This is a genomic window from Vibrio sp. KUL70 (genome assembly GCF_059725515.1).
Map to the genome: position 1 here is coordinate 46,899 of NZ_AP045835.1, position 14,601 is coordinate 61,499.

Annotated in this window: 14 protein-coding genes; 2 read left to right on the forward strand and 12 right to left on the reverse strand. The window is 43.5% G+C overall.

Features of this window, described 5'->3' with window-relative positions:
• From vxrB to AC6I7V_RS14355, 6 genes are all read right to left on the reverse strand, one after another.
• Positions 1 to 660 (reverse strand): response regulator transcription factor VxrB, encoded by a 660-nt coding sequence (gene vxrB / locus AC6I7V_RS14330; RefSeq protein WP_255232762.1) that lies wholly within the window; start codon positions 658 to 660, stop codon positions 1 to 3.
• Positions 635 to 2,089, reverse strand: a complete 1,455-nt coding sequence (vxrA, locus tag AC6I7V_RS14335; RefSeq protein WP_255232761.1) for a sensor histidine kinase VxrA — start codon at positions 2,087 to 2,089, stop codon at positions 635 to 637. The genes vxrB and vxrA overlap by 26 nt, the downstream gene beginning before the upstream one ends.
• Before the next feature lie 176 nt (positions 2,090 to 2,265).
• A complete protein-coding gene (gene pntB / locus AC6I7V_RS14340; RefSeq protein WP_498012044.1) occupies positions 2,266 to 3,645 on the reverse strand; it encodes a Re/Si-specific NAD(P)(+) transhydrogenase subunit beta in 1,380 nt (459 codons plus the stop codon).
• Between the two features lie 12 nt (positions 3,646 to 3,657).
• Positions 3,658 to 5,205 carry a Re/Si-specific NAD(P)(+) transhydrogenase subunit alpha gene (gene pntA, locus AC6I7V_RS14345; protein WP_498012045.1) on the reverse strand — a complete coding sequence of 516 codons (1,548 nt, stop codon included), beginning with the start codon at positions 5,203 to 5,205 and terminating at the stop codon, positions 3,658 to 3,660.
• 301 nt (positions 5,206 to 5,506) lie between these two features.
• Positions 5,507 to 5,788, reverse strand: a complete 282-nt coding sequence (locus AC6I7V_RS14350) for an HlyU family transcriptional regulator (RefSeq protein ID WP_255232758.1) — start codon at positions 5,786 to 5,788, stop codon at positions 5,507 to 5,509.
• Positions 5,789 to 5,838: 50 nt separating this feature from the next.
• Positions 5,839 to 6,201 (reverse strand): late competence development ComFB family protein, encoded by a 363-nt coding sequence (locus AC6I7V_RS14355; RefSeq protein WP_255232757.1) that lies wholly within the window; start codon positions 6,199 to 6,201, stop codon positions 5,839 to 5,841.
• Between the two features lie 232 nt (positions 6,202 to 6,433).
• Between AC6I7V_RS14355 and AC6I7V_RS14360 the strand changes: the two genes are divergently transcribed.
• Positions 6,434 to 7,678 (forward strand): GGDEF domain-containing protein, encoded by a 1,245-nt coding sequence (locus tag AC6I7V_RS14360; RefSeq protein ID WP_498012046.1) that lies wholly within the window; start codon positions 6,434 to 6,436, stop codon positions 7,676 to 7,678.
• A gap of 19 nt (positions 7,679 to 7,697) precedes the next feature.
• On the opposite strand, the gene AC6I7V_RS14365 is transcribed toward AC6I7V_RS14360, so the two are convergent.
• Both AC6I7V_RS14365 and AC6I7V_RS14370 read right to left on the reverse strand, forming a co-directional pair.
• Positions 7,698 to 8,615 (reverse strand): Solitary outer membrane autotransporter beta-barrel domain, encoded by a 918-nt coding sequence (locus AC6I7V_RS14365; protein ID WP_498012384.1) that lies wholly within the window; start codon positions 8,613 to 8,615, stop codon positions 7,698 to 7,700.
• 194 nt (positions 8,616 to 8,809) lie between these two features.
• Positions 8,810 to 9,781 (reverse strand): diguanylate cyclase response regulator, encoded by a 972-nt coding sequence (locus tag AC6I7V_RS14370; protein WP_498012047.1) that lies wholly within the window; start codon positions 9,779 to 9,781, stop codon positions 8,810 to 8,812.
• A gap of 131 nt (positions 9,782 to 9,912) precedes the next feature.
• Here AC6I7V_RS14370 and AC6I7V_RS14375 point away from each other — a divergent pair, with 131 nt between their 5' ends.
• Entirely contained in the window at positions 9,913 to 10,350 is a 438-nt protein-coding gene (locus AC6I7V_RS14375; protein WP_150869563.1) for a DUF3069 domain-containing protein, read from the forward strand.
• A gap of 161 nt (positions 10,351 to 10,511) precedes the next feature.
• Here AC6I7V_RS14375 and modC read toward each other — a convergent pair whose 3' ends face one another.
• Genes modC through AC6I7V_RS14395 form a run of 4 tightly spaced genes read right to left on the reverse strand, consistent with a single transcriptional unit; the run spans position 10,512 to position 14,576 of the window.
• Positions 10,512 to 11,618: a molybdenum ABC transporter ATP-binding protein ModC gene (modC, locus tag AC6I7V_RS14380; protein ID WP_498012048.1), complete on the reverse strand. Its 1,107-nt coding sequence runs from the start codon at positions 11,616 to 11,618 to the stop codon at positions 10,512 to 10,514.
• Complete coding sequence (gene modB, locus AC6I7V_RS14385) at positions 11,615 to 12,313, reverse strand: molybdate ABC transporter permease subunit (RefSeq protein WP_255232753.1); 699 nt, start codon at positions 12,311 to 12,313, stop codon at positions 11,615 to 11,617. The genes modC and modB overlap by 4 nt, the downstream gene beginning before the upstream one ends.
• On the reverse strand, positions 12,313 to 13,068 hold the full coding sequence (modA, locus tag AC6I7V_RS14390; protein ID WP_255232752.1) for a molybdate ABC transporter substrate-binding protein: 756 nt from the start codon (positions 13,066 to 13,068) through the stop codon (positions 12,313 to 12,315). Before modA ends, modB begins: the two co-directional genes overlap by 1 nt.
• 32 nt (positions 13,069 to 13,100) lie before the next feature.
• The gene (locus tag AC6I7V_RS14395; protein ID WP_255232751.1) at positions 13,101 to 14,576 is read right to left on the reverse strand and encodes a cobyric acid synthase; all 1,476 of its coding nucleotides are present in this window, start codon (positions 14,574 to 14,576) and stop codon (positions 13,101 to 13,103) included.
• Positions 14,577 to 14,601: the final 25 nt, after the last annotated feature.

Sequence of the window (14,601 nt, forward strand, 5' to 3'; positions counted from 1 at the left end):
TTACGCTTTCATCTTGTAGCCAACGCCACGTAGAGTTTCAATTTCTAAGCCCGGTAATTTCTGACGAAGCTGAAGTACGTGCGTATCAACAGTTCGAGTTGTTGGGAAGTGATTGTATCCCCACACGTGATCAAGCAATTCATCACGCGTGAATACACGCCCTAGATTGCTAGCTAAAAACAGCAGTAAATCAAACTCCGTACGGGTCAGTGTTACTTCTTGATCTTTAAAAAAAACTTCACGCGTCGCTTTGTCGATCATTAGATCTTGTGCGACAACTTTAGAGCTGTCTTGTTCTTCTGCATCCGGTAAGCGTAACTGTGCTCGTATACGCGCAAATAACTCGGCTTCTGCGAAAGGTTTTGTCAGATAATCATTCGCGCCTGAATCTAAACCAGCCACTTTGTCTTTTACCGTAACAAGTGCTGTTAACAGAATAACTGGGATATCTTTCTTCTTTTTCCAACCCGGCAGAGAATCTACCGAGTCACCATCAGGAAGTTGACGGTCTAGGATAACCAGATCGGCCTGTTCCCAGTAGCCTTCAACTTCAGAGATGCGCTCTGCATGCAAACATTCATATCCAGCTTGCTCTAAGCTAACTAGAAGGCCATCAGCTAAGTTTTTATCATCTTCAACGAGAAGCAATGTCTGTTTCACAAGGTATCTCCAAAATAAATGTTGTCGGGGGGCCGATAAGCGTCATGTGTCCACCCATTTTCCCAACCATAGATTCAACTATTGTTAGACCTAAACCAAGACCGCTTTTACTCACAAACGGTTTTCGTAACTGCCCCCAGTCTTTGCGGGTCAAGTCTCCATTATCTATCACTTTGAATGTCAGCTTCTTGTCAGAAGTCGTAAGATCAAGTGTAACTGGGGGAACTCCGTACTTAACCGCGTTTCTGATTAAGTTATCGATACAAGTTCCTAACCAATATACGTTTACTTTCGCAGCGATATCTTGGTTTATGACAAGTTTGATGTCAGGGCCAAACTCTTCTTCAATTTTAAATTCCAACCACTCTTGCACGCTCGGCACCCACTCTGTGGCGAGAGGTTGATTGTCAGACTGTAGGTAATCTTTACTCGCTTCGGCAAGCTGCCTCAATCGACGTGTATCTTCACACAGTCTTCTAAATTCGTCATATACCGTTTCAGGAAGGTGTTCAAACTCTCTCCTAAAACCTTCGACCGTCAGAGACAAGCTCGCAATAGGCGTTCGTAGTTCGTGGGTTAGAATCTGCAAGACTAACATACGACTCTTCATCTCTTGTTTGCGTACATTCCAGCGATAGATAGACCATCCAATAACCAGTAGAATGTTGGCAACCACTAGAATGATCATTGCTATCTGTAGAAGCTCTGAGTGATCCTCTATCTCCCAACAGATGTTACCTCGCTGAACAAAACAGCTGTTATCTTCGTCGGATAGGCGATATGAAAGCCCAGCTATTTGCGCATTCTCAGTCCAAACCGGTTTCTGATACAAATAATATCGATCACCACGCTTAAGCCAAAGCTCATCGAGCTCCACAAACATGCTCGCGCCAGCCAACAATGCCGTAATTGCTTCGCTATTCATGTTCTTTAAGCGAGTCAAAAGTTCATCATGATCTTCATTTGGTCGCTCTTGAATGTGCATGAATCGCTTTAATGATTCAAACTTTTCAGGGTACTGCTCTACATAGCGCGCAGCGTATGAACCGCCTCCGGGATGAATCAAACCACTACGACTAAACCATCTCTCTGACAGCTCAGTACCTTTACACATAGCTCGCGTAAATACCAAAGGCTCGGTGATAAGAGGACTAAGTGGTAATTTTCCACTACACGTTTTTGATAATTGGTAAAGCCTTTGAATATCCCTCAACGGGTACTTCGCTGTTTGAGGCAGCATATCTGACGGCATGATTAAGCTGGTTGGGTAATCGGCTTGTAGCACGCGAATGTCATAGGATTCGATCGCCGTTTCATGAACAAATAAATCAGTAAAGTGATCAATACGCTCAGGCAACGAATCAGCGAAAGCCGTTGCTGAAACGAAAAAGCTTAATGTAATAAATGATAATGTTTGTTTAATCGTCACAAGCAAAGCGTTAATTCATACAGATAAATCAAATATATACCATTCGTGATCAAAGATAAATTTTTACCTTAGTATTCCGGAAATTGATGCAATAGACAGAGTAAAAACTCGTACCAATGTAAAAGTCTTAAACAAAAAAAGGGACTCAATTGAGCCCCTTGTTATCTAATGGTTTCTTATAAATGCTCTAGAATGCCTAGACAACTCTCTTTCGCATCACCAAACAACATTTGTGTATTGTCTTTGAAGAACAATGGGTTCTGTACACCTGCGTAACCGGTGTTCATAGAACGCTTGAACACAATAACATTTTGCGCATTCCAAACCTCAAGTACAGGCATGCCTGCGATTGGGCTATTTGGATCTTCTAACGCTGCAGGGTTAACTGTGTCGTTTGCACCAATAACTAGAACGGTATCTGTCTCAGTAAAGTCGTCGTTAATCTCGTCCATCTCTAATACGATGTCATACGGTACTTTTGCTTCCGCAAGCAATACGTTCATGTGACCCGGTAACCTGCCCGCTACTGGGTGGATACCAAATCTCACTTCAACACCTTGAGCACGAAGCTTTTCAGTGATTTCATGCACTGGGTATTGAGCTTGCGCTACAGCCATGCCGTATCCCGGAGTGATGATGACAGACTTAGAGCCTTTCAACATTTCAGCGACTTCTTCAGCCGATGCTTCTCTATGCTCACCCTGCTCTTCAGCATCACCAGATACCGTAACCTCTTGACCAAAGCCACCAGCGATAACGCTCACGAACGAGCGGTTCATCGCCTTACACATAATGTAAGACAGTATTGCACCCGATGAACCCACTAGAGCACCCGTTACGATCAATAGATCGTTTGCTAGCATGAAACCAGCAGCAGCTGCTGCCCAACCTGAGTACGAGTTCAGCATTGACACGACTACCGGCATATCGGCACCACCGATAGAGGCAACCAAGTGATAACCAAATGCAAAGGCAATCAACGTCATCACCATAAGAGCGAACATGCTGCCGTCAGCCTTAACGAACATGATCATCAACAATGTTGATACAACGATCGCTGCAAGGTTCCATTTGTGCTTATGAGGAATATTTAGTGCTGACGATGAAATAATGCCGCGCAGCTTACCAAATGCGACAATTGAGCCCGTAAATGTTACAGCACCGATGAACACACCCAGAAAAACTTCCACAAGATGAATCACATGCTCAGCGTGCGTTGCAGCCTCTGGCGCGTCGATGTAGCTGTTGTAGCCAACCAATACTGCAGCCATACCTACAAAACTATGTAGGATCGCAACCAGCTCTGGCATCTCAGTCATTTCGACTTTTTTCGCGTAGTGGATACCGATACCACCACCGATCACCATTGCAATAATGATCCATACCAGACCTTCAGAGTAAGGGCCAAAGATCGTTGCAAACAGAGCGATTGCCATACCAGTAATACCGTAGTAGTTACCGGCACGAGCCGATTCTTGCTTAGAAAGCCCAGCAAGACTCATGATAAAGAACACAGCAGCGATGATGTATGCTGCTTGTACTAATCCTTCAGACATCCGTTATACTCCTTAGTCTTTACGGAACATTTCAAGCATACGTTTGGTAACGGTAAAGCCACCAAAGATGTTAATGCTTGCAATTAACACGGCGATAAACGACAAGAAGGTAACAACCCCACTGCCTTGACCGATTTGAAGTAATGCACCAACAACGATGATGCCTGAAATCGCATTTGTCACCGACATCAGTGGCGTGTGCAGAGAGTGGCTAACATTCCAAACCACGTAGTAACCCACAATACAAGCCAGTACAAATACGGTGAAATGCGATAGGAACGCAGCGGGAGCAACAGAAGCTATCCATGCAAAAGCACCAACAGCGATCGCCATTCCTGCAATTTTCTTCGCTGGGGATTTTGGCTCTTCAACTTTTGGTTGAGCTGGTGCAGCTTGAGGTTTCGCCTGTTGAGGCTGAGCAGAAACCTGAATCGGAGGCGCAGGCCACGTCACTTCACCCTCTTTAACTACGGTCACACCACGTAGAACAACATCATCAAAATCGATATTGATATTGCCGTCTTTTTCTTTGCAAAGAAGCTTCAGAAGGTTAACTAAGTTAGTCGCGTAAAGTTGAGACGATTGCGTTGGAAGACGACCAACCATATCGGTATAACCCACAACTTTTACGCCATTTGCCGTTGTGATAACTTGGTCTGCAACCGTATATTCACAGTTACCACCATTAGCCGCAGCAAGGTCAACAATCACACTACCCGGTTTCATGCTATCGACCATCTCTTGGGTGATCAATTTTGGTGCCGGACGACCAGGGATCAGTGCCGTTGTAATAATAATATCAACGTCTTTCGCTTGTGCAGCATAGAGCTCTTCTGCTTTCTTATTGAACTCATCAGACATCTCTTTTGCATAACCATCGCCAGCGCCAGTGTCTTCTTGGAAATCCACTTCTAAGAATTCAGCACCCATTGACTCGACTTGTTCTTTTACTTCTGGACGAACGTCGAATGAGCGAACAATGGCACCTAAACTACCAGCAGCACCAATAGCAGCAAGACCAGCAACACCCGCACCTGCGACCAGTACTTTAGCCGGTGGTACTTTACCTGCCGCCGTAATTTGGCCTGTAAAGAAGCGACCAAACTCATGAGCAGCCTCAACGACCGCACGATAACCCGCAATATTCGCCATTGAACTCAATGCATCCAACGCCTGAGCACGCGAAATACGTGGGACAGAGTCCATTGCCATTACATTGATATTCTTACTAGACAACTGCTCCATCAATTCTGGGTTTTGAGCAGGCCAGATAAAACTGATCAGGCTCGCCCCTTCTTTGATTAGTGCAATTTCGTTGAGGTTTTCGTCAACAATAGGTGCGTTGACTTTAAGGATAATATCGGATTCCCAAGCTTGTTCAGCAGAGACCACTTTAGCACCAGCTTCTTCATAAGCTGAGTCGTCAAAACTTGCTAAAGCGCCTGCTTGTGTTTCAACATAAACTTCAAATCCTAACTTTAAAAGCTGTTCTACCGATTTTGGAGAAGCAGCGACTCGCGTTTCACCTGCGAGGGTTTCTTTTGGTACACCAATTTGCATAGCTATTCCTTGACTATTGGCACAATGACTTATTCGTTTGTATCTAACGACAACTAATACTTCAAGCGTTTTGTTCAAAGAACAGAAAAAGTTATTACATATAACGGATTGGATGTAATTTCTTCGATTTTGAAGGGCTAAAAGACAACCATATTAGGTTGAGAGGTCAAACCACTTAAAATTAATCCCTTAAATAACAACTATCTAGCTGCTCTTTTTCCTTTTAAACTAAAAAGAGCCTTCAGCATATATACTGAAGGCTCTTAAAATTATGACCAACATCAAGTCTAACCCCAATTGGCTAGCTAAAAATGTTATCGCCCATTTGATCGATAAACATTTGAGATTTTTTCAGCATCAGTTCATTGGCATCGTCTTTGTTTGAAACAACGTCCGAGCGGATAAATCGATGCGATTGAACTTCACCATCGATTTCTTTCTCGATACGCCCAGCAACTCTGTATTGTCCAGATTCGGCCAGTGCTTCTTGATAGATATTGAAACCTTTATATTCCACAGGTTCGACAACTGCGGCTTGTTCGGTTTTCTGTTTACTTCCAAATAGCTTTGAGAAAAATCCCACGTTTTAATACTCCTAATTGAACAACCAAGGACCCACCTAACGTACCACGACTAGTTGTTCTTCAACAGTGGCTTTTCATACCAATCGAGCTCAACATCATCATCAAAATTGTGATGTGAGAAGATAATTGGAATATCTTGAGAGCGATTTTTTCTGCGGTCATCTAATATCATCGCTTCCGCATTTTTAACCGCAACTTCACTATTTCTTTTGTACAGAACCAACTTTTCCTCGGGTAACGCCGCTAAAAAATCAATATCATAGCGGATGTATATCGGCTTTAACTGTCCTAATGCCAAGCACGCAAGATCCGCCAACTGCTCCTGAGAATAACTCGAAACGTACTCCTCGGTTGTTAGCACCTGGCCAACAAGTGTTTCCATATAGTTGTGGACGTCAACACTGATCTGCATATCTTCTCTCTCCATGATTTACATTCGGGAAATCGGTTAATCCTACTTAACATTTAGTTTGTTATACCAATAATATCAACAACCAACATATTAACCTTATTGCATTATTCATAACTCATCACTATGTTTTTGTCGAAATTTGGGTAAAAAGCTTGGCAATTGGAATTTAAGCCGTATCCTACTTAATTACTTTAGTTATAGAATCATCAGTTTAGTCAGGCACTTCACATCAATGTCATCTTCGTTTGTAACGTCGAGTTTGTTTCGTTTTAGCTTCCCTATATTTTTACTCTGCATACTGTTCGTCGGTATGAATAACATCATCTTAATCGTGGAATCTAATCGTGGCTTTGCCAACAATCTCCCATACATTCTATTGTCGGTAGCAGGTCTCTTATGCTTCACCTTTAAACAAGGACGCATGGCAATGGTATCAGTAGCGATGTTGATAGCCTACGCTGTGATTCAGACCCGCCTTCAAACTCCGATTAATACAGGGACAACATTACTGGAGCTCTCTTTACTCACGACACTACTTCCCGTGTCGTGTCTATTAGTTTATGCGTTCCCCAATACAGCTCTTTCATTACGTACAACCAGTTTCTATCTCGCAGCGATTGCGCTGTTTATAGCTTGGTCACAGTTAATTATTAGCCATTTTTACGATGGTGGATTTGAATCTTGGAGTGAGGGAATCCTATTTACCTTCCCGGCGATATCAAAAATTCCTTTGATACTGGTTATGTATAGCTTTTGCTTAACAGGCCTCACTGCAATTTTAGTTTTAATGTACAACCGTCCAATTGATGTCGTGGTCTACAGTTCCATTATAATGGCGAGTGCTACCTTTGTATTTTTTGATGTTAGGTACATTTCAAGCACCCTCTTTTCCTTGTCTGGCATACTTATCATTATCTACATGATGTCAGCCAGTCACGCGCTGGCTTTCAATGACCAATTAACTAACATCCCCGGTCGTCACGCACTAGAGAGTGATATGAAACACTTGGGACGGAAGTTTTCTCTGGCTATGCTCGACATCGATCACTTCAAGTCTTTTAACGATACCTATGGCCATGATATTGGGGATGAGGTACTCAAGCTAGTTGCCAGCCGACTTAAGTTAGCTTCTGGTCATCCACGCATTTATCGGTATGGTGGTGAAGAATTTACCATTATCTACAAACGTAAACAGGCAAAACACGTCCAGACCTATCTGAAGGAATTGATAAAAGATATAGAAGCTTACGACATAAGGATTCGTGACAACCAAGCTCGTCCTGATTGCGACGAAACTGGCAGCAAAAACCGTGGTCAAGGCTCAGTAAAGTCTAAAATTGTTAACGTGACGGTAAGCATTGGCTTGGCTGATAGCAAGACAACTAAAAAGCCAGAGGAAGTGATGAAACTCGCAGATAATGCTCTGTATGAGGCCAAGAAATCTGGCCGTAATCGATTGTCCATCAGCAACGGATAGACAATCGACGGCACTGTTTTTAATCTTGGTTGAAGAAAAGAACCAAGCTTCCACCTTTAAGAGAACTTCCATAGTTGATAGTAAACCCTATCCCTACGTTATCTACCCAATCATTGAGTAAGTCTGGATCCAATAACCACCCTAGACTAGCTTCATAGTAGGAATGTGTGCCTAGTGGCGTTGATGTATCGCCACCAACATCAATTCTACGCAGACTAGAGTACATTGATGTGACATTGTCACGCCAAGATATCAAATCGTAAAAAACCTTGATTTCATTAGCAAGATACCACCCTTCTGGTTTGCCTACATCACCGTCATTGGCTTCGCCCCAACCATACCCGTAAAAATAATGCCAACTCGTACTTAACTTGATTCGCCCCCAGTCATGTAAATCTTGATAGGTAAGCTTTATATTGGGTTCAATAATATAGGCCCAAGCGTCAGTATTAACGATGAAGCCATCCAATATACTACGAAATGGATCGAGTATACCGCTTTGATAGGTATAGTCGTTTCGATAATAGGAGATGTGATTACCAATGGCCGTGTTAACGCTCCAATGCTCATCCAATTGGTTTACGTTGGCGAACTCTATATAACCAGAGAAGACATATTCGCTCAAGGAATCAGGTACACGTCCTGATGGTAGCTCTATGTCTTGATCAATACCAAGAGCCGACAGGCGTAAGGTCAGTTCTTGCCGGTTATCTTCAAGGTAGGACGGCAGCTCAATTGTGTAAGGTAAACTGACAGCGGCAATGTCTTTGCGACGACTGATTGACTCTGTTGTGCCTAAATTATCATTATCGATTTTCAAAACCTTATTAGGATCGAAGTTATGAAAACCGAATGTGAATACGTCGGAATCACCGAGGAGGACGCTTGTGGCAAAGTTTTGCTCGAGATCTTTCCGAACAGCATCTTTCAAACTCATAGCACAAGCCGTCGATGGAATAAAAAGCACAATAGCTAAATATCGAAAATCCAAAAAGAAAATCCTTTATTTCTACTCACTACAAACAGCTACAGCCAGTAGAAACGGCAGCAGACTTTGTCACTAGACTATCACCGTACTACGCTGATTTTTTCTATCGAAAACATAATTTTCACTGTATACATAGATAAGTATTATCGTTTAATTTCCACACTGTCACACAATACATAAGTGTTTCGACCACCTTCTTTTGCAAGGTACAGCGCATTGTCCACCGCTCGATAACTCCCCTCCATTGATTCCTCTCCTGTTGGAATAAACGTCAACACACCCTGTGACACCGTAACCCTATCTGACACTTTAGAGTGTTCGTGTTTGAGATTTATCTTCTCTAACGCTGCCTGAATCCGTTGAGCTTGCTGCTCCGCAAAGCTTCTGTCTGTATCACTGAGTATCAGAATAAACTCTTCCCCACCATAACGCCCGACATATTCACCAGCACGGACAAACAGCTTTTTTAGAGTGCTAGCCAAAGCTTGAAGACAATTATCACCTTGTATATGACCATAATTGTCGTTGTAAGGTTTGAAGAAATCGACATCGAGTAGAATGAGGGTCATGTGAGCTTGTCTACGCCCATGCCATGCAATGCTCTCTTCGAGCTTAGTATCCATATAACGACGATTGTACAGCTTGGTTAAACCATCTTCGTTCGCTTGTTGTTTAAGCAGTAGGTTCAGTTCCTCTAACTTAGCAGTGCTCTGCTTCAACTCTCGCCTCATTACGGCAATACGCTGCATCGCAGTCAGTTTGGAATTTAAAACCACTTTATTTACGGGCTTTATTAGGTAATCATCTCCACCAGCATCGATCGCCTTAGCTATCATTTCTGGCTCATCATGACCACTTAAGAAGATGATTGGAATCCAATCAGGAAATTGACGCCGGATCTCCCTCGCAACTTCAAAGCCGTCCATATCCGGCATACTAATATCGAGCAGCACCAGTTCGGGATCAAATTGGGAGTAAATTTCTAAAGCTTCTTTGCCACTGCCTACCGCTTCAACTTCGTGGCCTGTCTGCTTAAGGCGAATTGCAAGCTGCATTCGATCTAATTGCACGTCATCTACAAGCAATATACGCATTGATGATCCCATTCCTGCCATTATTTCACCTTTGTATTGTGTTGAACTATGAAAATAGCCTAAAACCGGCGTTAATTCATGCGGTCGTCTCTATATTTTATTGACTTTTTTACAGATCTTTTTAGCATTGTTTCTTTTTAAAGAGAAATACTATGTCAGACGCTACAAACAACGAACAGCAAGAAATCGATCTAACCACTATCTCTCCGGAGTTACGTCAAGTTATCGAATTCGATGAAGTGCCAAAAGAGATGCACAACATGGTTACTTCCATTCACGAAGTGTCTGAAGAAGCAGTACGCGAAGCTTGGGATAGCCTTCCAGCAAGCGCACAGAACGTGCTAGACAACTTCGAACAATTCCACGCTCTAATCTCCGTAAGCCAGTCATTCGCTGGTATTAATGTTATGGAAGAGTTCCCAACTCTTAAACTGCCAGAAGGCATGACTGACGAAGAGAAAGAGGAATACCGCGCTCAACTGCTTGATCAAGTCCTTCACAATTGTGTGAAAGATATGGTTAAACAGATTAAGAAAGCTCGCCGTGATGCAATCTTGAAGCGTGACTTTAAAGAAGTTTTCACTAAGTAGTGAATTCAAGGTAATCAATAGATAACCTTCTGTTCTATAATAGAAAACTAAAGCCGCTCCTATTGAGCGGCTTTTTGCTATTCATCGCAAATAGAATCTTAATATATGGTACTAGTGTCACAGGTTACCATGTGGTTATTGTACTAATTCACAGTCAACACTTAATGAGTGACTGCAATGTCACGCTGCGCCACACTCACCCCTTTGATCTGAGCAAACACACGTTGCCCGATCGTTAGGCTCAGCTCATCCAATGCCCATAGAGTGATGGTCGCCCACAAATAGCAACCCGGTTCAAGCTCGAGTTCTACTGCAACGCTCTGTTTATTATGTCGGTGCTGTTGCGTCTCCACTCTACGAATAACTGCAGGTAAAATATTACGTATCGATGTGCTTTTTGGCTGCTGTAGTGACAACGACACGTCGTTAGCGCGGATCTGCAGCCTAACTGACGCATCAATTGGGTTATCAACTTGCTGAACCCAAAGAGAGGTCTTTTCTCCCAGAGCGAGCTTAGAGAGCGCGTAGTCACTGTTATGTTGAACAATTTTCGCCTCAAACAGAGAACTTTGCTCAGAAAATGATTGCCACGGTCTCATCGCACGAGAAGCCCACACCTGTTCCGTTTTTCCTGCAGATATCACTTTACCTTGATCTAAGATGACCAAGTAATTCGAGAGTCTAAGGATCTCATTCAGACTGTGAGTCACATAAACAATCGGGATTTTTACGTTTTCGGAAAGGTTTTCTAAAAACGGCATCACTTCCCGTTTACGCGGCAAATCTAACGACGCTAACGGTTCGTCCATTAACAAAATACTTGGTTTGGACAACAGTGCTCGACCAATGGCGACTCTTTGTTTCTCTCCACCAGACAACTTAGCGGGATAACGATCAAGTAACGAGCCCAACGACAAAAGATCCACAACTTGATCGAAATGCTGCTGATCCGTCGTTTTAACACCATATTTTAAGTTACTCGACACTTTCATATGCGGGAAAAGTCGAGACTCTTGAAACACGTAACCTACTTGACGCTGATGGACAGGCAGATCAATTCCTTGAGTGCTATCGAATAGGATTTTATCGGAGACCTCAATCTTACCATTGTCAGGATTCTTAAGGCCGCTAATGGCATTAATTAAAGAGGTTTTTCCTGCACCGGAACGACCAAAGATCGCTGTGATGCCTTGGCTAGGTAGGGTCAGGTCAACATCAAATTCAGTCTCACCAAGCTTTTGCTGATATTTTAGGATCAATTGGCTCACTGACTCCCCCCTAGTTTAATCACCGTTTTGCGATTCAGCCACTCAGATAACATAAGAGAGCCGAGAGCAATTGCTATAGAGATTGCACAAAGTCGCGCAGCTTCCATCTCTGCGCCGGGAGTCTCAATAAACGTATACATAGCTAAAGGAATCGTCTGCGTTTCACCTGGGATATTAGATACAAAACTGATGGTTGCGCCAAACTCACCTAAGCTACGAGCGAATGACAACATAGTGCCAGTGATAATACCCGGGATCATCAACGGCAGAGTGATCGTAAAGAAAACCTTAATTGGCGATGCGCCTAATGTGGCAGCGGCTTCTTCCAGTTTACTGTCGACGGTTTCTAAACTTAAACGGATAGAACGCACCATCAGTGGCAGAGCAACAACGATACACGCCAGAGAAGCTCCCTTCCAACTGAAGCTAAACACCAATCCAAAAACTTCATTGAGCCACGAGCCAATAATGCCCTGCCTGCCCATCAAAACCAGTAACAAATAGCCGATTACAACCGGAGGAAGCACCAAAGGGAGATGAACAAGACTTTCCACCAAGCCTTTTCCGATAAACTGCTTTTTCGCAAGTAGCCAGGCAAGACCAATACCGATTGGTATCAACCACAATATGGCAAAGCCTGCGACCTTAATACTTAGCAGCAGAGCTTGATATTCGTAATCCGATAAATAAAACATTAGTGCGTATTAAAACCGTAGCGCTCGAGGACTGACTTAGAAAACTCGCCCTGCATAAAGGTATAAAAAGCTTGTGTTGATTCGTTAGTATTCAATTTTGCTACAGGGTAACGTATCGGAGTATGTGAGGACTCCGGAAACGTATCCACTATCGAAACGTCTTTGGAAAGCATAGCGTCAGTTTTATATACGATACCCAGTATCGCTTCTTGTCTTTCAACCAATGCCAGTGCCATGCGTACATTATTACTCGGAGCTAGACGAGTACGAACACTGTCCCACACTTTTAATGCCTCCAAAGATTCTTTCGCATAAATACCGGCAGGCACTGACATAGTATTACCCACAGCCAACCGCTCACCTTCAAGCGTGGCCTGCCATGCCGTAGCATCGCCAAGGCGAAACTGAGAGTAGTCCGTGTTGTCTGATTTCGATGAAATCAAAACCAGTTCATTGCCAACCCAAGTGGTGACATTGTCACTTGAAACATACCCTCTATCGACTAGATGTGTCATCCATTTTTCATTCGCGGCGATGAACACGTCTGCGGGTGCTCCTCGCTCTATTTGACGAACCAATGACGATGTACTCGCATACACTGGTGTGACATCAATATCGTTACTCTTTTCAAATTCATCGATCAATTCATCAACAACGTTAGTCATTGAAGACGCGGCATAGACTTTAATAGTGTCTTGCGCGGATACCTGAAAAGCCATAATAGCAAGCGCTGCGGTCAGCAATCGTTTCTGCATCACACTCTCTTTCACGTGATTGTTCGTTAAATCTATTTTTCAATGGAAGCCAGTTCTGGCCACAATAGGTCAAGTTTCATATATTCTTCGATTGCGTCGGCAATTCGATTTATGCCTTCTTCTTTTAGTGCGTGATGGTCAATCGTCGCCACAGAGCTTGCACCAGCCCACTGACAAATCGAAGCGAGTGCATCGCTATTATCAAACAGGCCATGAAGATAAGTTCCGAATATACTGTTTTCGCTATTTACTGCTCCATCAATGGCTCCAGAGTCTAACTGGATCGGCGCATCTTTTTCTTTGATTTGAGTCTTGCCTACATGAATCTCATACCCTTTTACTTCAGATACACAGCCACTCAAGGTTAGCCGTCCGCTCACATTGGTCAGAGTTTTCTGTTGTGTCAAAACAGTCGTTGTTTCTAACAAACCCAAACCAATAGAAGATCCTGGCTGCCCTTCCACACCGTCCGGATCATCAATTGACATTCCTAGCATTTGATAACCACCGCAGATCCCGACAACCTTACCGCCTAGACGAAGATGACGTTTAAGATCTCTGTCCCAGCCTTGCTCACGCATGTAATCAAGATCTGCCCTGACGGACTTAGTGCCAGGCAAAATAATAAGGTCTGCTCCATCTAAACGCTCACCTTTTCCTACATAACGCAGATCAATGTCAGGGTTTAGGCGCAAAGTATCAAAGTCTGTGTGATTGCTAATACGCGTAAATACCGGTACTACAACCTTTAGTTTAGCGTTGCCCTTGGACTCTTGCGCTGTAGTGATCGCATCTTCTGCTTCTAGATTGAATCCATGTAAATATGGTAAAACACCAATCACAGGCTTACCTGTTTTCTCTTCTAACCAATCTAAGCCTGACTCAAGCAACTTAATGTCACCACGAAAGCGGTTGATCACAAAGCCAACAACCCGCGCCTGTTCTGATTCTGACAACAATGCCAAAGTACCGTATAAATGGGCAAAAACCCCACCTCTATCGATGTCTGCAATAATGATAACCGGCACGTCTGCTTCTTCGGCAAACCCCATATTGGCGATATCATTTTCACGAAGGTTGATCTCAGCTGGGCTGCCCGCCCCCTCAATCATCACGCTCTCATAGTCAGACTGAAGACGATCGAATGAATCTATCACGGTATTCATAGCGACTTTCTTGTAGTCATGATAGCCAGTTGCTTCCATGTTGGTTAGCGCACGTCCTTGTAGAATAACTTGTGCGCCTGTATCTGAATTAGGTTTGAGGAGTACTGGATTCATGTGAACTGTCGGCTTAATATTACAAGCTTGAGCCTGAACAGCTTGCGCTCTGCCAATTTCACCACCGTCTTCAGTCACAGCACTATTCAGTGCCATATTTTGTGGCTTGAAGGGGGCGACCTTAACGCCACGTCGAGCCAATACGCGGCATAAACCTGCCACCAATACACTTTTCCCGGCATCCGATGTCGTGCCCTGAACCATAAGAGCTTTAAGTGGTGTTAACATGAAAACTGATTTCCTTCATTTTTAG